Source organism: Halomonas korlensis (genome assembly GCF_900116705.1).
Classification (GTDB): domain Bacteria; phylum Pseudomonadota; class Gammaproteobacteria; order Pseudomonadales; family Halomonadaceae; genus Halomonas; species Halomonas korlensis.
Map to the genome: position 1 here is coordinate 408,434 of NZ_FPBP01000003.1, position 19,335 is coordinate 427,768.

At 63.7% G+C, this 19,335-nt stretch carries 14 protein-coding genes; 7 read left to right on the forward strand and 7 right to left on the reverse strand.

From position 1 onward, the window contains the following. Positions 1-58 precede the first annotated feature (58 nt). From BM341_RS06635 to prlC, 4 genes are all read right to left on the reverse strand, one after another. A complete protein-coding gene (locus BM341_RS06635) occupies positions 59-2,251 on the reverse strand; it encodes a TRAP transporter permease (protein ID WP_089794143.1) in 2,193 nt (730 codons plus the stop codon). A gap of 87 nt (positions 2,252-2,338) precedes the next feature. Continuing rightward, on the reverse strand, positions 2,339-3,328 hold the full coding sequence (locus BM341_RS06640; protein ID WP_089794145.1) for a TAXI family TRAP transporter solute-binding subunit: 990 nt from the start codon (positions 3,326-3,328) through the stop codon (positions 2,339-2,341). Between the two features lie 379 nt (positions 3,329-3,707). Then, positions 3,708-3,953 carry a YheV family putative zinc ribbon protein gene (locus BM341_RS06645; RefSeq protein ID WP_089794147.1) on the reverse strand — a complete coding sequence of 82 codons (246 nt, stop codon included), beginning with the start codon at positions 3,951-3,953 and terminating at the stop codon, positions 3,708-3,710. A 61-nt stretch (positions 3,954-4,014) separates the two neighbouring features. Continuing rightward, positions 4,015-6,063 carry an oligopeptidase A gene (gene prlC, locus BM341_RS06650; protein ID WP_089794149.1) on the reverse strand — a complete coding sequence of 683 codons (2,049 nt, stop codon included), beginning with the start codon at positions 6,061-6,063 and terminating at the stop codon, positions 4,015-4,017. A 188-nt stretch (positions 6,064-6,251) separates the two neighbouring features. Between prlC and BM341_RS06655 the strand changes: the two genes are divergently transcribed. The 3 genes from BM341_RS06655 (at position 6,252) to BM341_RS06665 (ending at position 8,953) form a co-directional block, all read left to right on the forward strand. Beyond that, positions 6,252-7,592: a sodium-dependent transporter gene (locus BM341_RS06655; protein ID WP_089794152.1), complete on the forward strand. Its 1,341-nt coding sequence runs from the start codon at positions 6,252-6,254 to the stop codon at positions 7,590-7,592. A 27-nt stretch (positions 7,593-7,619) separates the two neighbouring features. Then, positions 7,620-8,186, forward strand: coding sequence for a gamma carbonic anhydrase family protein (locus BM341_RS06660; protein WP_089794154.1), 567 nt, complete (start codon positions 7,620-7,622; stop codon positions 8,184-8,186). A gap of 95 nt (positions 8,187-8,281) precedes the next feature. Then, the gene (locus BM341_RS06665; RefSeq protein ID WP_089794155.1) at positions 8,282-8,953 is read left to right on the forward strand and encodes a metal-dependent hydrolase; all 672 of its coding nucleotides are present in this window, start codon (positions 8,282-8,284) and stop codon (positions 8,951-8,953) included. Here the strand turns inward: BM341_RS06665 and BM341_RS06670 are convergent. Genes BM341_RS06670 through BM341_RS06680 form a run of 3 tightly spaced genes read right to left on the reverse strand, consistent with a single transcriptional unit; the run spans position 8,929 to position 13,041 of the window. Then, positions 8,929-10,311 (reverse strand): sigma-54-dependent transcriptional regulator, encoded by a 1,383-nt coding sequence (locus BM341_RS06670; RefSeq protein ID WP_089794157.1) that lies wholly within the window; start codon positions 10,309-10,311, stop codon positions 8,929-8,931. The genes BM341_RS06665 and BM341_RS06670 overlap by 25 nt on opposite strands. Beyond that, on the reverse strand, positions 10,304-12,259 hold the full coding sequence (locus BM341_RS06675; RefSeq protein WP_089794159.1) for a sensor histidine kinase: 1,956 nt from the start codon (positions 12,257-12,259) through the stop codon (positions 10,304-10,306). Before BM341_RS06675 ends, BM341_RS06670 begins: the two co-directional genes overlap by 8 nt. Further along, positions 12,256-13,041 (reverse strand): GntR family transcriptional regulator, encoded by a 786-nt coding sequence (locus tag BM341_RS06680; protein ID WP_089794161.1) that lies wholly within the window; start codon positions 13,039-13,041, stop codon positions 12,256-12,258. Before BM341_RS06680 ends, BM341_RS06675 begins: the two co-directional genes overlap by 4 nt. A 376-nt stretch (positions 13,042-13,417) precedes the next feature. Between BM341_RS06680 and BM341_RS06685 the strand changes: the two genes are divergently transcribed. Genes BM341_RS06685 through BM341_RS06700 form a run of 4 tightly spaced genes read left to right on the forward strand, consistent with a single transcriptional unit; the run spans position 13,418 to position 19,189 of the window. Next, complete coding sequence (locus BM341_RS06685) at positions 13,418-14,173, forward strand: (Fe-S)-binding protein (RefSeq protein ID WP_089794163.1); 756 nt, start codon at positions 13,418-13,420, stop codon at positions 14,171-14,173. Further along, the gene (locus tag BM341_RS06690; protein ID WP_089794165.1) at positions 14,170-15,675 is read left to right on the forward strand and encodes a LutB/LldF family L-lactate oxidation iron-sulfur protein; all 1,506 of its coding nucleotides are present in this window, start codon (positions 14,170-14,172) and stop codon (positions 15,673-15,675) included. Before BM341_RS06685 ends, BM341_RS06690 begins: the two co-directional genes overlap by 4 nt. Beyond that, complete coding sequence (locus BM341_RS06695; protein WP_089794167.1) at positions 15,672-16,340, forward strand: LutC/YkgG family protein; 669 nt, start codon at positions 15,672-15,674, stop codon at positions 16,338-16,340. Before BM341_RS06690 ends, BM341_RS06695 begins: the two co-directional genes overlap by 4 nt. Continuing rightward, positions 16,337-19,189 (forward strand): FAD-binding and (Fe-S)-binding domain-containing protein, encoded by a 2,853-nt coding sequence (locus BM341_RS06700; RefSeq protein WP_089794169.1) that lies wholly within the window; start codon positions 16,337-16,339, stop codon positions 19,187-19,189. The genes BM341_RS06695 and BM341_RS06700 overlap by 4 nt, the downstream gene beginning before the upstream one ends. The last annotated feature ends 146 nt before the right edge of the window (positions 19,190-19,335 follow it).

Below are 19,335 nucleotides of genomic sequence, written 5' to 3' on the forward strand. Positions count from 1 at the left end.
TAACTAAGCGGGGCCTTCTTGTGTAACACACCATCACGGCTCGCCGGTTATGCGTTGACTAACTTGAAGTAACGGGTTTGGCGCCGCCTCCGTGAGCGCCGCGCTGCATCATGAACAACGCACCACCGATCACCAGGCCGGCAATGTCGGTATAGATGCCGCCGTAGATCAGGAAGAGTGCGCCGATCAACATGACCACTCGCTGCCAGGCCTTCACCGGGCCGAAGAACCACGCCTGCACCATGCCGGCTAGCAATACGATGCCGAGCGTAGCCGTTGCGCCCACGCGCAGGATCTGGAACCAGGAGCCTTCCATCAGCATGGCCGGGCTGTAGAAGAACATGAACGGCACGATGAAGGCGGCGAGTCCGATCTTAAAGGACGCGACCGAGGTGCCCATGGCGTTGGCGCCGGAAATACCGGCGGCCGCGTAGGACGCCAGCGCGACCGGTGGGGTGATCGCCGAGACCACCGCAAAGTAGAACACGAAGAAGTGAGCGACCAGGGGCTGGATGCCGATGTTGATCAGGCCCGGTGCGACCACCGATGCCGCCACCGCATAGGCCGCCGTGGTTGGCATGCCCATGCCCAGCAGGATGCTGATGCACATGGCGAACAGCAGCGCCAGCAGTTGGCTGACGCCGGCCAGGCCCAGCAGCAGCGAGGAGAAGCGCGCCCCGACGCCGGTCAGCGAAATGACACCGACGATTAGGCCGGCGCAGGCGCACACGGCAATGATCTGGATGGCCATGGTGCCGGCCAGCTGCAGCGCCCTGAGAATGTCGCGCGGGCCCATCTTGTTGGGCGAGAACCAGCTCACCACGGCGGCGGAGGCCGTCGCCAGGGTGCCCGCACGAATCACCGAATAGCCCATGAACAGCGCGGCGATCAAGATGATGATCGGCGCAAACAGGTAGACCTGCTTGACCAGCTTCGAGAACAGCGGAATTTCGTCCTTGCGCATGCCGCGCATGCCCTTGCGGGCCGCCTCGAAGTCGACCATGAAGTAGACCGACACGAAGTAGAGAATCGCCGGGATCAGAGCCGCCACGGCGATCTCGGTATACGGAATCCCGGTGATCTCGGCCATGATAAAGGCACCGGCGCCCATAATCGGCGGCATGATCTGTCCGCCGGTCGATGCCGCGGCCTCGATGGCGCCGGCGCTTTTGGCCGGATAGCCGACCTTCTTCATCAGCGGGATGGTCAACGAGCCGGTGGACACCACGTTGCCGGCGCTGGTGCCGTTGATCATGCCCATCAGGCCGGAGGCGAAGATCGCCACCTTGGCCGGACCGCCACGGGCGCGGCCGGCGGCGGCGAAGGCGAAATTCACGAAGTAGTCACCGACCTTCGAGGCCTGCAGGAAGGCGGCGAAGATGATGAACAGGATAATGTAGGTCGAGGAGACCGCTGTGGTCGGCCCGAGAATGCCGGCGTCGGTATAGACCTGGCTGAAGAAACGGTTGAGCGACAGCCCGGGATACCCCAGGAAGCCCGGCAGATAGGGACCGGCAAACACGTAGACCAGGAAGATGGTGGAGATCACCACCAGCGCCAGGCCCGTCACGCGGCGGGTAAGTTCCAGAATCAGCAACGAACCGGCAATCGCCGCCCAGGAGATGCCGATAGGCGCGAAGGAGGTGCCGGTCGAGGCGCGCAGCGGGCTGTTGAACATGATCAGCAGGTAGCCGGCGCTGGCAATGGCCGCGACCATCAGTACCAGGTCGGACGGGCAGAGATGCTGACGGGTGCGCCGATGGAACCACGAAATCACGATGGCCGAGGCGGTGGCGAAGATCAGCGGAAAGCCGAAATGCCAGGTTTCCACGGCGGGCTCAATGCGCATGGCACCGCCGCTCATGGCGTTCTGGATCAGAAACACCTGCACCAAGGCATAGATGGCGGGTATCAACAGGGCATAACTTGCCCAGGTCAGCGCACGCGAGACAGGTGACGACTCACCCTCCGAGGCGAAGCTTGCGCCCGTGTAGAGGCCGTAGCCGAGGATCAAGGCGCCGGCGATGTGCACGATGCGAAACGACCAGGTTTCCATCGGGTAGACGTTCAGCGAGATCAGGTGGAAGCTCGAGTAGGCGATGGCCAGAAAGCTGAACAGCAGCCAGTGCCAGCCGGTGAACAGGCGCCGGTTGGGTTCGACAGGTTCATCGTCAACGCCCGTGGCGATAACGGTTTCCACGGCATCTTCGTCGCTGTCATCGTGGTGGCGAGGATTGGGGGTATGGGACATGGCAGGCACCCTTGGGTGTATCACAGAGGATCAGACGAGCTGCCCCGCGCCGGGGGTGCGACGCGGGGCAGCGATCGAGAGAATGGCTTAGTTCAGTTTGAGTTCGTCATCGATCTCGTAGCCATTCTCTTCGTACCAGCGCACGGCACCCGGGTGGAACGGCAGCACGGTGTTGTACTTGATGTTCTCCGGAATGGTGGTCGCCGCGGTGCGGTGAACGTCCATCATGCGATCGTTGTTTTCCATGGTCAGCTTGGTGACTTCATAGACGAAGTCTTCCGGCAGGTCACAGCCAGCGATGGCGAAGTTCCACATGGAAACCGCCCGCGCGTCCTCTTCCAGCGTCTCGTAGGTGCTGGCCGGAATCATGAACTCGGACACCGGGAAGGCCTCGAGCACCTTGGCCTGCTCTTCCTCGGTGAACTCGATGATGTTCACGTCGGTCTGCACTTCGAGCTGGCTGACGGCGGGAATCGGAATCCCTGCCGCGAAGGCGATGACGTCGATCAGGCCGTCCTGCAGCTGCCCGCCGAGGTCGGTCCAGCCGCCATTGCGACGCTCAAAATCGACGCCCAGCTCTTCCAGGATGGCCGGGAAGTAGGTGTCGGAGGTGGAGGCCGCCGGGCCGAAGCCAATGCTGGCGCCGTCGGGAATCTCGGAAATCGAGGTGATGCCGCTGTCGGCCAGCGCAGTAATGGAAAACGGCGTCTCGTACATCGGGAAGAGCGCACAGACGTTGTCCATCTCCAGTCCCGGCGCCAACGGGCTCTTGCCGGACACGGCGTCGGAGGCCGGGCCCATGGTGGTCAAGCCGAAGGCCACGTCGCCGCCGTGGACGAGCGCCAGGTTCTGAGTCGGGCCGCCGGTGACTTCGCCGCCGCCGGAGATGTCCAGCTCGTCGGAGATCAGGTTGGCCCAGCCGGACCCATAAACGAAGTAGGTACCGCCTTGGCTGGCAGTGCCCACGGTAAAGTTGTCGGGCCAGTCGCTGCGGTCCGATTGAGCGGAGGCCGGGGCGGCGACCAGCATGGCGCCGGCCAGCGTGCCGGTGAGAATCGTGGTGGCTGCAGTACGCATGGCGTATCTCCTTGCGAGGGTTATGGTTGTTCGCCGGAGTCCCGCCAGTGGGCGGGGGCAAGGTGACGACACATCAGTATGGTGACTGTGATCGATTACTGCCTGTTTCCGGGCGCGGCATCGTTCAACGGTTATACCGCGCAAATGACACGCCAATTCTCATAATATTCATTAAAAACAATGACATAGTTTTTAATATTTAGACCTAAGTCGAGCATCGACTGTAAGCAAGGGTGCGAGGGTCCGCACAGAAAACGCCACCGGTTGTGTGGATATCCGCACAACGGGTGGCGTGGTCGTGTCAGCGCAAGGAGATAAATGGAGCAGGAGGCGCCATGCGAAACAGGGAAGGCGCGACGCAATGGCCCACGAGACGACATCAGCGACCCTTGGGATCGAGAATTTTAACCGGCTGGAAGTCGCTGCTTTGCTGATCCTGGCGTGCTTGGCTGACGCGGGTCTCGAGTTCCGGCGCGTCCTGCTCCTCGATGGGCAACTGCTCGAAGAAATCGCAGCTGACACATTCGCGGTAACGGATGCCGTTCTGCTCCCAGGCGCGGATGCGGTCCATCTCGGCGCAGCGCGGGCAGATGACACCGGCGATAAAGCGTTTCACGGTAGCCATGGGGACTCCACGGTGGGGCCGCCGAAGACACGCGGCGGCCGGTGGGTTAGTAGACGATAGTTCAGGCGGCACGTATGCCGCTGTGGCGCAGCAGCGGCTCGACGCTGGGTTCGCGGCCCCGGAAGGCGCGGAACAGCTCGGCAGCATCGCGCGACCCGCCTCGCTCAAGTATCTCGGTACGAAAGCGGCGTCCGGTTTCCGGGTCGAAGATGCCAGCTTCCTCGAAGGCGCTCCAGGCATCGGCCGAGAGCACCTCGGCCCACTTGTAGCTGTAATAGCCTGCCGCATAACCGCCGGCGAAAATATGCCCGAAGCCATTCTGGAAGCGGTTGAAAGGCACTCGCGGCACCACCGCGACGCGGTCGCGCACGTCACTCAGCAGCGCCTGGATGTCGCTGGCCGTCGGGTTCACGAGTTCGCGATGCAATCGGAAGTCGAACAGCGAGAGTTCCAGCTGGCGCACCATGCCCATCGCCGACTGGAAATTCCTGGCGGCCTGGAGGCGTTCGAGCAGTTCGACTGGCAGCGGCTCGCCGGTATCGACGTGACCGGCGATCAGGTCGAGACCCTCGCGCTCCCAGCAGAAATTTTCCATGAACTGGCTGGGCAGCTCCACGGCGTCCCAGGCGACCCCATTGATGCCGGAGATATCGGCAACGGTCTGGCGGGTCAGCATGTGATGCAGGCCATGCCCGAACTCATGGAACAGCGTGCACACCTCGTCGTGGGTCAGCAAGGCGGGCCTATCGCCCACCGGGCGGGTGAAGTTGCAGGTCAGGTAGGTGATCGGCAGCTGCAGGTCGCCGCCTTCCAGGCGGCGAACGCGGCATTCGTCCATCCAGGCACCGCCCCGCTTGCCCTCGCGGGCATAAAGGTCGAGATAGAAACCGGCGATCGGTGTGCCGTCTTCCATGATGCGGAAGTAGCGAACGTCGGCATGGTAGCGGGGCGCCTCGCGATCTTCCTCGAAGCTGATGCCATAGAGGCGCTCGACCACGCGGAACAGGCCGTCGACCACCTGTGGGGCCGGAAAGTAGGGGCGCAGCTGTTCCTCGGAAATATCGTAACGCGCTTCGCGCAGCTTCTCGCTGGCAAAGCCGACATCCCAGGGCGCGAGTTCGATCATGCCCAGCTCGTCTCGTGCATAGGCTTCGAGTTCCGCAAACTCTTCCCGGGCCTGGGGTACCGCGCGGGCGGCCAGGTCCTCGAGGAAGGCGATGACGTGGTCGGGTGATTCGGCCATCTTGGTGGCCAGCGAGAAGTCGGCATAGGTGGAAAAGCCCAGCAGCTCGGCGAGCTCATGGCGCAGGGCGAGGATTTCCTCCATCACCGGGGCGTTGTCGAACTGGCCGGCGTTGGGACCCTGGTCCGAGGCGCGGGTAACGAAGGCCGTGTAGACCTCGCGACGCAGTTCCCGGTCATCGGCATAGGTGATCACCGGAAAGAAGCTCGGGAAGTCCAGGGTAATGCGATAGCCCTCCTGCCCCTTGGCTTCGGCGTTGGCCTTGAGGGTGGCAAGCGCGCTCTCGGGCAGGCCGGCCAGTCGACTGTCGCTGGCCAGATCGAGGTGCCAGGCCTGGGTCGCGTCGAGCAGCTGGTTGGAAAAGGTGTTGGCCAGCGCCGAGAGGCGTGATCGTATCTCGCCGTAGCGACGCTTCTGCTCGGCGGGCAGGTCGACCCCGGCGAGGCGGAAGTCGCGCAGGGCATTGTCGACCGTGCGCCGCTGTCCTTCATCAAGTTCAGCCCAGGCGGGGCCGTCGCGAAGGGCCTGCCAGGCATTGAACAAGCCTTCGTGCTGGCCAAGCCAGGTGCTGTAGTCGGAAAGCTTGCCCAGACACGCCTCGTAGGCCTCGCGCAGCGCCGGGTTGTTCATGGTGCCGTTGAGGTGCGATATCGGCGACCAGGCCCGCGAAAGCCGGTCGTTGCAGGCCTCGAGGGGCGCGGCCAGGCTCGCCCAGCTGGGCGTTTCATGACGGGCCTGCTCGACAAGCTGCTCGACTATCTCGCGGTTCTGGGCGAGCAGTTCCTCGATGGCAGGCACCACGTGTTCGGGCTGGATCTCGGCGAAGGGAGGCAGCTCGTGGGATTCGAGCAGGGGATTGCGGGACATGCGCACCTCGGGGGGGAGACGTGGAATTGGCGATCGGTGGCTCGGTGTGCCTTAGATAAGGGCATCCGGCCATGGTTTCAATATAGTGGTGATGTTTAAGCGTTTGGCCCGGTTGGGCCAGGCTGCTAGGCTTGCGGCTTTTTTCAGGCCTGATCGGTGGGAGCCTGAACGATGGGAGAGAGCCTAGCATGAACGAGACGCTGGAACGCTGGAGTTCCCGGCGCGCCTTCATATTGGCGGTGACCGGTGCCGCGGTGGGCCTGGGTAATATCTGGCGCTTTCCCTACATTACCGGTGAAAACGGCGGTGCGCTGTTTCTGCTGCTCTATGTGGCCTTCGTGCTGCTGCTGGGGCTGCCGGTGATGATCGCCGAGATCATGATTGGCCGCGCGGGACGCAGGGGACCCGTGCAGGCGTTGCGTCACCTGGCCGCCGAGGCCGGGGCGAGCCGGCACTGGAGGTGGCTAGGGGTGTTCGGTGCCTTCACGGTGTTCTGTATCCTGTCGTTCTATTCGGTGGTGTCGGGCTGGTCCATCGAGTTTCTGGTCACCGCGGTCAATGGCGGCTTCGTCGGCGCGAGCCCCGATGAGATCGGTGCCGGCTTCGAGGCGTTCCTCGCCGACCCGGCCAGAATGACCTTCAACCATACGCTGTTCCTGTTGATGACCTTGCTGGTGGTCGCCGCTGGCGTGGCCAAGGGGTTGGAAAAGCTCAATAACCTGTTGATGCCGTTGCTCTACCTGCTGCTCTTGGTGCTGGCTGTGCATGCCGCCACGACCGAGGGTTTCGGGCCGGCGCTGGCCTGGCTGTTCCTGCCCGATCTTTCTGCGCTGAGGCCGATGGTGGTGATGCAGGCGATGGGGCATGCCTTCTTTACCCTGGCGGTCGGGGCCTGCGCGCTGATGGCCTACGGCGCCTACATGCCCGACCAGCAAAGCCTGCCGAAGGCTGCCGGGGCCGTCGCGCTGCTCGACGTGACCGTCGCGCTGCTGGCAGGGATCGCGATCTTCTCGGCCGTCTTCGCGCAGGGCCTGGATCCGGCCGAAGGCCCGGGGCTTATGTTCGTGACCCTGCCGATTGCTTTCGCCGAGCTGCCCTGGGGGGCGCTGTGGTTGAGCCTGTTCTTCTTGTTACTGCTGCTGGCCACCTGGACCTCGTCGATCAACCTGGCCGAGCCGATGGTCGCTACCCTACAGGCCAGAGGCCTGAAGCGCGGCCGTGCCACGGCCATCGTCGGCGTGGCGGTGTGGCTGTTGGGCCTGCTCTCGGTCTTTTCGTTCTCGTCACTGGCTGAGGTGACCTGGGTCGGCGACATGACGTTCTTTGCGTTGGTGACAACGGTTCCCACGGAGATTTTCCTCCCGGTGGGCGGGCTCATGATCGCGATCTTCGCGGCCTGGATCATGCCTGAAACCCTTGCGCGGGAGGCGCTGGGCATCGGCCCTAAGGGGTTCCGCCTGTGGCGGACGGTGGTGCGCTGGGTGTCGATTCCGCTGACGCTGGTAGTATTGGTCGCAGGTCTATTCTGACCCGCAATCCACTCGCGGAGGTGAACGATGAACGAGACGAGCACAGGGCAAACCGGGGCGCTACGCGCCTGGAAGGGAGCGACGCCGCAACTGGGCGAGCGGGTCTTCGTCGACCCGGCCAGCATGGTGCTGGGCGATGTGGTGCTGGGCGAGGATTGCTCGGTGTGGCCGATGGCGGTGATTCGTGGGGACATGCATCGCATCCGCATTGGCGCGCGCACCAGCGTCCAGGATGGCTGCGTGCTGCACATCACGCACGCCAGTGATTTCAACCCGAACGGCTTCCCGCTGACCATCGGCGACGAAGTGACCATCGGCCACAAGGCGATTCTGCACGGCTGCACCCTGGGCAACCGGATTCTGGTGGGCATGGGCGCCATCGTCATGGATGGGGCGGTGGTCGACGACGAGGTCATCATCGCCGCGGGAGCGGTTGTGACGCCGGGCAAGCATCTGGAAAGCGGTCATGTCTATGCGGGCAATCCGGCCAAGGCGCTGCGTCCGCTCAAGGACAAGGAGCGCGCCTTCTTTTCCTACACCGCCGGCAACTACGTCAAGCTCAAGGACGAATACCTCGCCGAAGCGGCCAAGTAATTTCCTGACATAGTGTTTTTCATTGCTGTAACGGGCGATAATCTGGTTTTTTATCCAGTATTTACTGATCCAGGATCCAAGGAGCCCGTTCCGGCATGGCCGATTTTCGTACCCATCTCAGTGCCGCCGTGGGCGGCGGTGTCCTGCTGGCTGTGGTTGGCTGGCAGGGCGCCCTGTGGACACCGGGCGAAGCGCTCACGGTGGCGGGCCTGACCACCTTCGGCGGCATCCTTCCCGATATCGATGCCGACCAGTCGCATGCCGTGCGGCTTATCTTCAATACGCTGGCCTTGCTGGCGGTAGTGACGGGAGCGCTACTGATGGACACCCGACTGGAGCCGGGCATGCTGCTGATGGCGTGCGGTGGGCTCTATATCGGCGTGCGCTTTGTGGTGAGTCCAATGTTCAAGCGCTTTTCGGTGCACCGTGGGATATGGCACTCCCTGTTGGCGGGCGTACTCTGCGCGCTGGCCACCACCGCCGTCAGTTACCGTTACCTGGCCCTGGAGCCTCGGCTGGCCTGGTCGCAGGGGGTGGCAGTGATGGTCGGGTTCTGTATTCACCTGCTGCTCGATGAGCTCTTCAGCGTTGATCTTACCGGGGCGCGCCTCAAGCGCTCGTTCGGCACCGCGTTCAAGCTCTTTGACTACCGTAAGCCGCTCAACTCTCTGCTGATGTTGCTGCTGGCCGCAGGGCTGATGCCCTGGTTGCCCGCCTGGAGCCAGTTGAGCGAGCTGGCCGCTCAGGGCATGGCGCTCTGGCGGTAATCCTCTGCCTTGAGGTTGTATTTCTTCAGCTTGTCGTAAAGGGTCTTGCGCGGCAGGCCGAGCTGACCGCATACCTCGTTGATGCGACCGCGGTGCCGGGCCAACGCCTGGCTGATCAGACTCTTCTCGAACAGTTCCACCTGCTGGGGCAAGGCGAGGTCGCCGGTCTCGCTCCCCACCCCTTCCAACAGGGCATCGAGACGGTAGTCGCAGGTGGCGCCGAGCAGCACGTAGCGCTCCGCCAGGTTGCGCAGTTCGCGCACGTTGCCCGGCCAGTCGTGGGCGAGCAGCGCGGTGATGTCGGCGGTGTCCAGCGGTGGGCATTCCAGGCCGCTGCGGTTGGCGGCAACCACGGCGAAGTGCTGGAACAGCAGGGGCACGTCCTCGCGGCGCTCGCGCAGGGCAGGAATCGGCAGCGTGACCACGTTGAGCCGGTAGTAGAGATCCTCGCGGAAATTGCCGGCCTCGGCGGCGGCCTTGAGGTCGACCTTGGTGGCGGCGATCACGCGGATATCCAGCGGTACCGGCACGTTGGCGCCCAGGCGCTCGACGCTGCGCTCCTGCAGCACGCGCAGCAGCTTGACCTGCAGCGCTAGCGGCATCGACTCGATCTCGTCGAGAAACACGCTGCCGCCGGTAGCGTGTTCGAACTTGCCGATACGCCGTTCGACGGCGCCGGTGAAGGCGCCTTTCTCGTGACCGAACAGTTCCGACTCGATGGTGCTCTCGGGCACCGCCCCGCAATTGATGGCGACGAAGGGGCGACCGCTGCGGCTGCTGCGCTCGTGGATGGAGCGAGCGACGAGGTCCTTGCCGGTGCCGGTCTCGCCGAACAGCAGCACATCGGTTTCCACTTGGCTGATGCGCTGAACCATCGAAACCAGGCGCTGGATAACCTCGGTACGGCCGACCATGCGTGGCCCGGGGGCATTCTGCTGGGCCTCGAGTTCGGCCTTGAGGCGGCGGTTCTCGAGGCTCAGGCGGCGTTTCTCGACGCCGCGTCGCACCACTTCCACCAGTCGCTCGCCGGCGAAGGGCTTTTCCAGGAAGTCCCAGGCGCCTTCGCGCATCGCCTCCACGGCGGTGGAGATGTCGCCGTGGCCGGTGATCAGGATCACCGGCAGGTCCGGGTCGCGCAGCCGGATCTCCCGCAGCAGGGCCATGCCATCCATGCCGGGCATGCGAATATCGCTGACGATCACGCCGGGGAAGTCGGGCGCAAGGTGTTCCAGCGCGGCTTCGGCGCTGGCATGGGGCTCGGGCGCATAGCCGGCCAGCTCCAGGGTCTGGCCGGCGGTGATGCGCAGGTGAAGCTCGTCGTCGATGATCATCACCGGGGTGGCCGATGGTTCATGCATGATCAGGCGTCTCCTCAGGGGTGTCGGGAGCTTCGGGGCTGGCGAGGGCTCGGGCGGTAGGGCGGGTGGTGGTTTGGGTGTCTCGGGGCAGGACGATGCTGAACAGCGCACCGCCGCCGTCGCGATTGGTCGCTACCAGGCGGCCACCCAGGTCGTCGATGATGCGCGAGGAGATGGACAGCCCCAGGCCGAGGCCGCTGCCGCGTGACTTGGTGGTGAAGAAGGGCTCGAAGACTTTTGCCAGGTGTGCCTTGGCGATGCCCGGCCCGTTATCGGCCACGCCGATGGTGACCTGGCCTGCATCCCTTTCGATCGAGAGGCACAAACAGGGCTCGGGGGTGTCCGCCATGGCTTGCAGGGCATTGCCGATCAGGTTGACCAGCACCTGTTCGAGGCGCACCGGATCGGCATGTACCCAGACCTCTTCCTCCGGCCAGTGGCGCTTCACGGTAACGGCGGCGTCGCGCAAGCGGGTCTGAAACAGGCGCAGGGCATAGTCGAAACAGGCCGACACCGAGACGGCGCTGGGCCGGTCGCCGCTCTTGCGCGAGAACTGGCGCAGCTGGGCGCTGATATCGGCCATGCGCGAGGTGAGCTCGACGATCTGCTCGAGGTTGCCGGCGACCGCCTCGGGACGCTCGCGTTCGAGGAAGGTGCGGGCATTCTCGGCATAGGCGCGGATGGCCGCCAGGGGCTGGTTGAGCTCGTGATTGATGCCGGCCGCCAGCTGACCGAGGACCGCCAGCTTGGCGGCCTGGATCAGCTCGTCGCGTGTCTGGCGAAGCCGCTCTTCGGCATGCCGGCGTTCGTCGATTTCATCGGAGAGGCGCCGGTTGGTTTCGACCAGGTCGTGGGTGCGCCGCTGTACGTTGCGTTCGAGCTCGTCCCGGGCCTGGGCCAGGGTGCGGCGCTCACGTTCGGCGAACTGCTCGCGCTCGCGACGCAGCCTCAGGCGTTGCCAGCCGATGCCGCCGCCGAGCATCACGACGCCATAGAGGCCGCCGGCCAGCAGGGCGGAGAGCCATTGGGCGCGGAATACCGGGGTTAGCGGCTTGAGGATGTGCATGTCCCAGCCGAACGTGTCCAGGGGGCGCGACAGGCTCAGGTAGCTGCCTGCCGCGAGCGGGCCCTGGTCGAAGCCGACGAGGCGGCTGGCGTCGCCGCGCGGCTCGAGCACCCGGATCCCCGAGGGCGTCAAGGGTTGATCGGCATAGCGACGGGTGTCACGAAGCGAGGCATGCGTGCCCTCCGAGAGCGGGTACAAGGCACGCATGCGCAGCTCCGGATGGCTGGCCATGAAGATCACAGCGTCTTGATCGGTGACCAGCAGCTCGGCCTCCTGGTCGGCCCAGTTATTCTCTACGGTATCGAGCAGTATCTTGATCACCAGGACCCCATCGGGGGTGGCATCGGGAGCGGTATCATCGAGCCAGACCGGCGCGGAAAAGTAATAGCCCCGTTCGCGTGATTGCACGCCCAGGCCGAAGAAGCGGCCATGGCGGCCGGCAATGGCATCCTGGTAGTAGCTACGAAACGCATAGTTCTGACCGATGAAGGTGTCGGGGCGATGCCAGTTGCTGGCCGCCAGGGTATCGGCGTTGCGGTCGAGCAGATAGATATCGGAAACGCCGGCGATGGCGCGGAAGCGGTCCAGCAACAGGTTGAGCGGCATGGGGTCCAGGTCGCCTGGGTTGGACAGGAAGCGCTTCACGCCTTCCCGCGAGGCAAGCAGTCGAGGCAGATATTCGTGACGGGACAAGTGGCCGACCAGGCCCTCGGCCGAGAGGCGCAGCTCGTTTTCAGCGTCCTGCTGAAGGCTCTGCAAGGCCTGTTCCCGCGCCAGCTGGGCGGCCTGCCACATGCTCAGCACCAGACCTAGCGATGCCAGCAGGATCAGCAGGCGTCGCCAGCGCCGAGACAAGCGCGGCGGTGGAGTGCCGGCCCTCATGAGGAGGCGTCTCCCCCTGTTACCGGCATCGCCTGGGCGCGTCGCAGGGCGCGCTGGGCACGGGTTTCGGCGCGCTCGAGTTCGAGCAGGTTCTCCTCGACGAAGACCAGATGCTCGTGGGCCCGGCTTCGGGCATCCTCGGCGCGCCCTTCGAGGATGGCGTCGAGCAGGGCGCGGTGCTGCTTCATCAGCTTCGGCCGTGATTCGGGCTTCTCGAACAGGTGCGCGAGATTGTCGACAATGCTGCGTTCAAGCAAGTGAAAAATGCCGCGAATGGTATGAAGCAGCAACACATTGTGGGCGGCCTCGGCGATGGCCATGTGAAAGGCGGCGTCGGCCTTGGCTTCCAGTGCCGGATTGCGACCCTTGAAGCAGGCCTCTAGCTCCTCGAAGCGCTTGAGCAATATGGCCTTGTCGGTGGGGGTGGAACGCAGAGCCGCGTAGTAGGCGGAAATGCCTTCCATGGCATCGCGGAATTCCAGCAGGTCGAGATGAAATTCGCCATGCCGCGACAGCATTTCGAGTAGCGGGTCGCTGTAGCGGGTATTGAGCTCTTCGGTAATGAAGGTGCCGCCGCCCTGACGGCTTGATAGCACTCCCCGCGCGGACAGCTTCTGGATGGCTTCCCGTAGCGAGGGGCGCGACACGCCGAAGCGCTCGGCCAGTTCGCGCTCCGGGGGAAGCCGCTGGCCGGGTTTAAGGCTACCCTCAAGGATAAGGGCCTCGAGGCGCTCGGTGATGACATCAGCGAGGCGAGGCTGGCGAACGGGCTGATAGGCCATGAGCTAGCTTCCTGAGCGTATTGAGAAAGTCTGATGGTAACGCGCCTTAATTGGTATTACCAATGTAGCGAACCCGCTGCGCGGTGACAGGAGTGCATCGGGCAAGGGTGGGCGCACAGGGCGCGAAGGCGCTTTAAAAAGTTCTTTTTAATCAGTGCTATATTCATACATTGGCAAGACTTATACCAAAGTATAGAGGCATTTGGCTCGCTAAAGGCGGCACTGTGTTTGACACACTAGGCGCTGGCTCCGTAATGTTCATTCTTCGCTCGGGTAAATTGGTTTTACCAATTTACCCGAGCGTCCGACTCATAAGATGTCGTATGAAAATAACCATGAAGCGCCTTTGCCGAGAGGATTCTCGAGGATTTCGTCCATGACGCCAGTCAAGCTCTATCCGCCTAAGCCCGATAAGGTCTACCTCTTCGGGACGTGTCTGATCGATATGTTCTACCCCGAAGCGGGCCTGGATGCCATGCAGCTACTGGAGCGGGAGGGCATCGAAGTGCTTTTTCCGGATGACCAGACGTGCTGCGGCCAACCGGCCTATACCTCTGGCTACCAGAGCGAAGCTCGGGCGGTGGCGGCGGCACAACTCGGACTCTTTCCTGAACCCTGGCCCATCATCGTGCCATCAGGTTCGTGTGGCGGCATGATGCGAACCCATTATCCGCCACTCTTTGCCGGCACCGAGCAGGAGGCATTGGCGAACGAGGTGGCAGGGCGTATCTACGAGCTGACAGAATTCCTTGTGCATGTCTGTCATCTCAGGCTCGATGATCGAGGCCCACCAGAAAAGGTGGCCATGCACACCTCATGCAGTGCCCGTCGCGAGATGGGGCTGGCCGAGACCGGCCCGACCCTGCTGGCAAGCCTCGGTCAGGTGCAACTGGTGGAGCAGGTGCGTGCCGCCGAGTGCTGCGGCTTCGGCGGAACCTTTGCCGTGCGCCATCCCGAAGTATCAGCAGCCATGGTCGAGGACAAGACGGTGGCGATCGAGCGGGCCGGTGCCGAGCGTTTCGTCACCTCCGATTGCGGTTGCCTGATGAACATCGGCGGGCGTTTCGAGCATCAGCAGAAGGCAGTCAAGGGCGAGCATATCGCCAGTTACCTGTGGCGGAGGACGTCATGACGGCTCAGGATAATTCGATTCAGACCCATCCCGTACAGCGCCATGTCGTCCAAACCTATAACCCGCGCGATTTTCATCGCCAGGCCCACGACGCGCTGGAAAATCCGCAGATTCGCGCCAATTTCCGCAAGGCCATGGATGGGCTGATGGGCAAGCGGCGCGAGGTGTTCAGCGATTGGGACCTGGAAACCCTGCGTGAGCTGGGGGCCAATATTCGCCAGCGGGCCCTCGCCAAGCTTCCTGACCTGCTCGAGCAGCTGGAAGCCAACTGCGAGGCCAATGGCATCCGCGTGCACTGGGCCGAGGATGGCGAAGAGGCCTGCCGCATCATCCGCGAGCTGTGCGAAGCGCGTGGTGCCAAATCGGTGATCAAGGGCAAGTCTATGGTGTCCGAGGAGATGCACCTCAACGAGCACCTCCAGTCCGCCGGCATCGAGGCCCTGGAGTCGGATCTTGGCGAGTACCTGGTGCAGCTCAATCAGCAGACGCCATCGCATATCATCATGCCGGCGATCCATCTCAATACCGATGAGATCTCCGACATCATGCACGACAAGACGGGGACCGAGCGGACCCGCGATGTCGATTACATGACCGCCGCCGCCCGCCAGCAGCTGCGCGAGCGTTTCATGTCGGCGGACGTGGGGGTATCCGGGGTCAACTTCGCGGTCGCCGAAACCGGCACCTTGTGTCTGGTCGAGAACGAGGGCAACGGGCGCATGACCACGTCGGTGCCGCCGGTTCACATTGCCGTGACGGGTATCGAGAAGGTCGTGGAGCAGCTGCGCGATGTGCCGCCGCTCTATGCCCTCTTGACCCGCTCGGCCACTGGCCAGCATGTCACTACCTACTTCAACATGATTTCCGGGCCGCGCAAGCCCGCCGAACATGATGGGCCGGAAGAGGTGCATCTGGTGCTGGTCGACAACGGTCGCTCCAGCATCTATCAGGATGACGAGTTGATCGAGACCCTGCGCTGCATCCGTTGTGGCGCCTGCATGAATCATTGTCCGGTCTACACCCGCGTCGGCGGCCATACCTACGGCACGACGTATCCCGGACCGATCGGCAGCATACTGATGCCGCACTTGCTTGGCCTGGAGGACACCAAGGACCTGCCCAGTGCCTCGAGCCTGTGCGGTGCCTGCGGTGAGGTCTGTCCGGTCAAGATCCCGATTCCCGACCTGCTGGTACGGCTGCGCCGCGAGGCGGTGGGCGAAGGGCGTGGCAATGTCCGCGGTGCCGGGGTCAAGCGCTCGAAAAGGGAAGTGGCCGCCTGGAAAGGTTTCCAGTGGCTGGCGACCCATCCGTCCGCCTGGCGGGGGGGCACCGCCGTGGCCGGCAAGTTGCGGGCGCTGACGCCCTCGCGTCTCGGTCCCTGGACCGAATACCGTACTGCGCCGAAGCCGGCCAAGGTGACGCTGCACTCGCTGGTCAAGCGTCACCGGGCCAAGGGCAAGTCCATAACGCCCCAGGCCTCGTCCGAGGAGGAGCGCTCATGAGCACTCGCGATGCCATACTCAAGCGTCTGCGTGAGCGCACCGATGGTCCATTGACGGCGCCAGAGAGCGATTTCGCCGTAGTGACCCATCGCGGCTGGAGTGCGCAGGAGCGTCTCGAGCGCTTCGAGCGGCTGATCACCTCGGTTCACGGCGAAGTGGTCCATTGTCGCGAAGGCGACTGGACCGCGGCCCTGATCGAGGTGTTGGCCGCCAAGGGCATCAAGCGCCTGGCGCTGGGTCGTGAACATCCGGTGGCCGCTGAGGCTCGCGCGGCGCTGGCCGAGCACGAGGTGGCGCTGGTCGATGTCGACCGCGACATCGAACAGTGGCGCCGTGAGCAGTTCGAGAATGTCGATGCTGGCCTGACCTCCACCCGCGGTGGTATCGCCGAGACCGGCAGCCTGTGGCTATGGCCGACACCCGACGAACCGCGCCTGATCAGCCTGGTGCCACCGATCCATATCGCCGTGCTGGAGGCCGAGGGGCTCGAGGACACCTTCTTCGATGTAATAGAGCGTCATGACTGGGCGGCAGGCATGCCCACCAACGCCTTGTTGATTTCCGGGCCCAGCAAGACCGCCGACATCGAGCAGACGCTCGCTTACGGGGTGCACGGGCCGCGTGAGTTGGTAGTGCTGGTGCGCCACAGCAAGGAGGCGGCATGAGCACGGCAGTCGATCCGGGGGCCTGGCGTGATCTAAAGGCCGCATTGGCCGAGACGATTCCCCAGGCGCGGTTGATCGACGATCCACTGCGCACGCTTGCCTTCGGTACCGATGCCAGCTTCTATCGCCTGATCCCCAGGCTTGTGGTGCGTCCGCACAGCGAGGAGGAATTGCAGACCGTGCTGGCCGAGTGTCGGGCGCGGCGGTTACCGGTCACCTTCCGTGCCGCCGGTACTTCGCTTTCCGGCCAGGCGGTCACCGATTCGGTGCTGATCCAGCTCGGTCAGGGCTGGCGCGGTCATGAAATCCTCGATAACGGGCGTGCCATCCGCCTGCAGCCCGGGGTGATCGGAGCGCGGGCCAACGCACTGCTTGCGCCGTTCCAGCGCAAGATCGGGCCGGATCCGGCCTCTATCAATACCTGCATGATCGGGGGAATAGCCGCCAACAATGCCTCCGGCATGTGCTGCGGCACGGCGCAGAACAGCTATCGCACGGTGCGCGACATCCGCGTGATCCTGGCCGATGGCGCTCTGCTGGATACGGCGGATGCCGACAGCGTCGCCGCATTTCGCCACACACATCATGAGCTGCTAGCCGGACTGGAGCGCCTCTCGGCCGAGACTCGCGCCAACGAAGAGCTGGCCGAAAAGATTCGCCATAAGTACCGGCTCAAGAACACTACCGGCTATGCCCTCAACAGCCTGGTGGATTTCGAGGATGGCATTGAGATTCTCAAGCACCTGATGATCGGGTCGGAAGGCACGCTTGGCTTCATTAGCGCCATTACCTACGACAGTGTGGTGGATGAGCCGCAAAAGGCCGCGGCGCTGGCCTTCTTTCCTGATATGGGCACGACTTGCCGGGCGACGACCGCTCTCAAACGTTCGCCGGTCTCGGCGGTGGAGTTGATGGACCGCGCCGCCCTGCGCTCGGTGCAGGACAAGCCGGGCATGCCCGAGGTCTTGAAAGCATTGCCCGAGGAAGCGGCGGCACTGTTGATCGATGTGCGCGGCAACGACGATGACGAACTGGCGGCGCGCATGCAGGCGGTGCAACAGATGCTCGAGGGCATCCAGACCCTCGAGCCGGTCACCTTTACCCGCGACGCCGCCACTTACGCGCTCTACTGGAAGATCCGCAAGGGGCTCTTCCCGGCGGTGGGCGCGGTACGCGAGACCGGCACCACCGTGATCATCGAGGACGTGGCCTTTCCTATCGAGCGTCTCGATGAGGGCGTGCTGGCACTGACCGATGTCTTTCAGCGGCACGGCTATCGAGAGGCGATCCTTTTCGGTCACGCCCTGGAAGGCAACCTGCATTTCGTCTTTCCTCAGGGCTTCGAGAAGCCCGGCGAGGTCGAGCGCTATCAGGGGCTGATGGACGAAGTGGCGCAGCTGGTCGGCGTCGAGTACGGCGGCTCGCTCAAGGCCGAGCATGGCACAGGCCGCAATATGGCGCCCTATGTGGAGCTTGAATGGGGCGCCGATGCCTATGCCTTGATGTGGGAGATCAAGGCGCTCTTCGACCCCGAAAACCTGCTCAATCCCGAGGTCATCCTCAGCCGCAACCCGACCCTGCACCTGGAAAATCTCAAGCCCATGTCGGCGGCCGACCCGGCGGTCGACAAGTGCATCGAGTGTGGTTTCTGCGAGCCGATCTGCCCGTCGAAGGACCTCACCCTGACACCCCGCCAGCGCATCGTGATTCGTCGCGAGCTGGCTCGGCTGGAGGCATTGGGCGAGCGTGCCAGCGACGACGACCGGATGCGCATGGAGGCGCTCTGGGACGCCTATGCCTATCAGGGCATCGATACCTGTGCGGCAACCGGTCTGTGTGCCACCCAGTGCCCGGTGAACATCAATACCGGCGACCTGGTGCGCAATCTGCGCCATGAGCGAAATCTGGGCCAGGCGGGAGCGGCGCGTTTACTGGGGCGACACTTCTCCGGCACCACGCGTATCGGGCGCGGTGCTTTGAACATGGCGGGCGCGGCGCGTCAGACGCTGGGCAAAAACCTCATGGCCAAGGCGACGGGAGGCGTTCGCCGCCTGAGCGGAGACCGGCTGCCCCAGTGGAGCCCGGCCCTGCCCAGGTCGGCGCCGATTCGCGTGTTGAAGCGTGAGGCTGCCGGCGAGCCCGGCCGGGACAAGGTGGTGTATTTCCCCTCCTGCGCCACGCGGGTCTTCGGGGCTTCCTTTGACGATACCGAATCACGTTCGGTGATGGAGATCACCCTGGCTCTGCTCAAGAAGGCGGGCTTCGAGGTGATCGTGCCGGAAATGATTGGCCATCTCTGCTGCGGCATGCCCTTTCAGTCCAAGGGACAGTTCGAGGAGGCCAGCCACAAGGCGCGAGAGCTCAACCGCGAGTTGCTGGTCGCGACCCAGAACGGGCGCTATCCGGTGCTTTGCGACACCAGTCCCTGCACCCTGCAGATGCAGGCGTATCTGGACGAGCGCCTGACTCTGACCGAGCCGGTGAGTTTCGCCCATGACCACCTGCTGCCGCGTCTTTCGGTCACGCCACTGAAGGAGCGCATTGCGGTGCATGTGACCTGCTCCAGCACACGAATGGGACTCTCGGAGCGCTTCGTGGCGCTGGCTCGCGCCTGCGCACAGGACGTTGTGGTGCCTGCCGATATTAATTGCTGCGGCTTTGCAGGCGACAAGGGCTTCAATACCCCGGAGCTCAATGCCTCCGCGCTGGAAGGACTTGCCGATCAAGTGGCAGGCTGCAGCGCCGGTTATTCGAACTCGCGTACCTGCGAAATCGGTCTGAGTCAGCATGGCGGCATTCCCTACCGCTCGATCCTTTCCCTTTTAGACCGGGCAAGCCGGGCGCCTTGAACTTTTTCTTCGTCCAGGTCTTGCACGCTTGGCCGGGAGATCGTAGGATACGCATCCGCTGCCAGGGACGGGGAACGTTTCCGGCGGTGGGGTTGGAGGAAGTGGTTGTTTTTCCTGGCAGTTAGCGGCGATCAGTACGAACGATC

Bases quoted from the DNA above. Each gene is read 5' to 3' on its own strand.
- BM341_RS06690 (WP_089794165.1), top strand. From the start codon at position 14,170: ATGACGGCTCAGGATAATTCGATTCAGACCCATCCCGTACAGCGCCAT.
- prlC (WP_089794149.1), bottom strand. From the start codon at position 6,063: ATGTCCCGCAATCCCCTGCTCGAATCCCACGAGCTGCCTCCCTTCGCC.
- BM341_RS06670 (WP_089794157.1), bottom strand. From the start codon at position 10,311: ATGCATGAACCATCGGCCACCCCGGTGATGATCATCGACGACGAGCTT.
- BM341_RS06675 (WP_089794159.1), bottom strand. From the start codon at position 12,259: ATGAGGGCCGGCACTCCACCGCCGCGCTTGTCTCGGCGCTGGCGACGC.
- BM341_RS06700 (WP_089794169.1), top strand. From the start codon at position 16,337: ATGAGCACGGCAGTCGATCCGGGGGCCTGGCGTGATCTAAAGGCCGCA.
- BM341_RS06640 (WP_089794145.1), bottom strand. From the start codon at position 3,328: ATGCGTACTGCAGCCACCACGATTCTCACCGGCACGCTGGCCGGCGCC.
- BM341_RS06645 (WP_089794147.1), bottom strand. From the start codon at position 3,953: ATGGCTACCGTGAAACGCTTTATCGCCGGTGTCATCTGCCCGCGCTGC.
- BM341_RS06660 (WP_089794154.1), top strand. From the start codon at position 7,620: ATGAACGAGACGAGCACAGGGCAAACCGGGGCGCTACGCGCCTGGAAG.
- BM341_RS06695 (WP_089794167.1), top strand. From the start codon at position 15,672: ATGAGCACTCGCGATGCCATACTCAAGCGTCTGCGTGAGCGCACCGAT.
- BM341_RS06635 (WP_089794143.1), bottom strand. From the start codon at position 2,251: ATGTCCCATACCCCCAATCCTCGCCACCACGATGACAGCGACGAAGAT.
- BM341_RS06665 (WP_089794155.1), top strand. From the start codon at position 8,282: ATGGCCGATTTTCGTACCCATCTCAGTGCCGCCGTGGGCGGCGGTGTC.
- BM341_RS06680 (WP_089794161.1), bottom strand. From the start codon at position 13,041: ATGGCCTATCAGCCCGTTCGCCAGCCTCGCCTCGCTGATGTCATCACC.
- BM341_RS06685 (WP_089794163.1), top strand. From the start codon at position 13,418: ATGACGCCAGTCAAGCTCTATCCGCCTAAGCCCGATAAGGTCTACCTC.
- BM341_RS06655 (WP_089794152.1), top strand. From the start codon at position 6,252: ATGAACGAGACGCTGGAACGCTGGAGTTCCCGGCGCGCCTTCATATTG.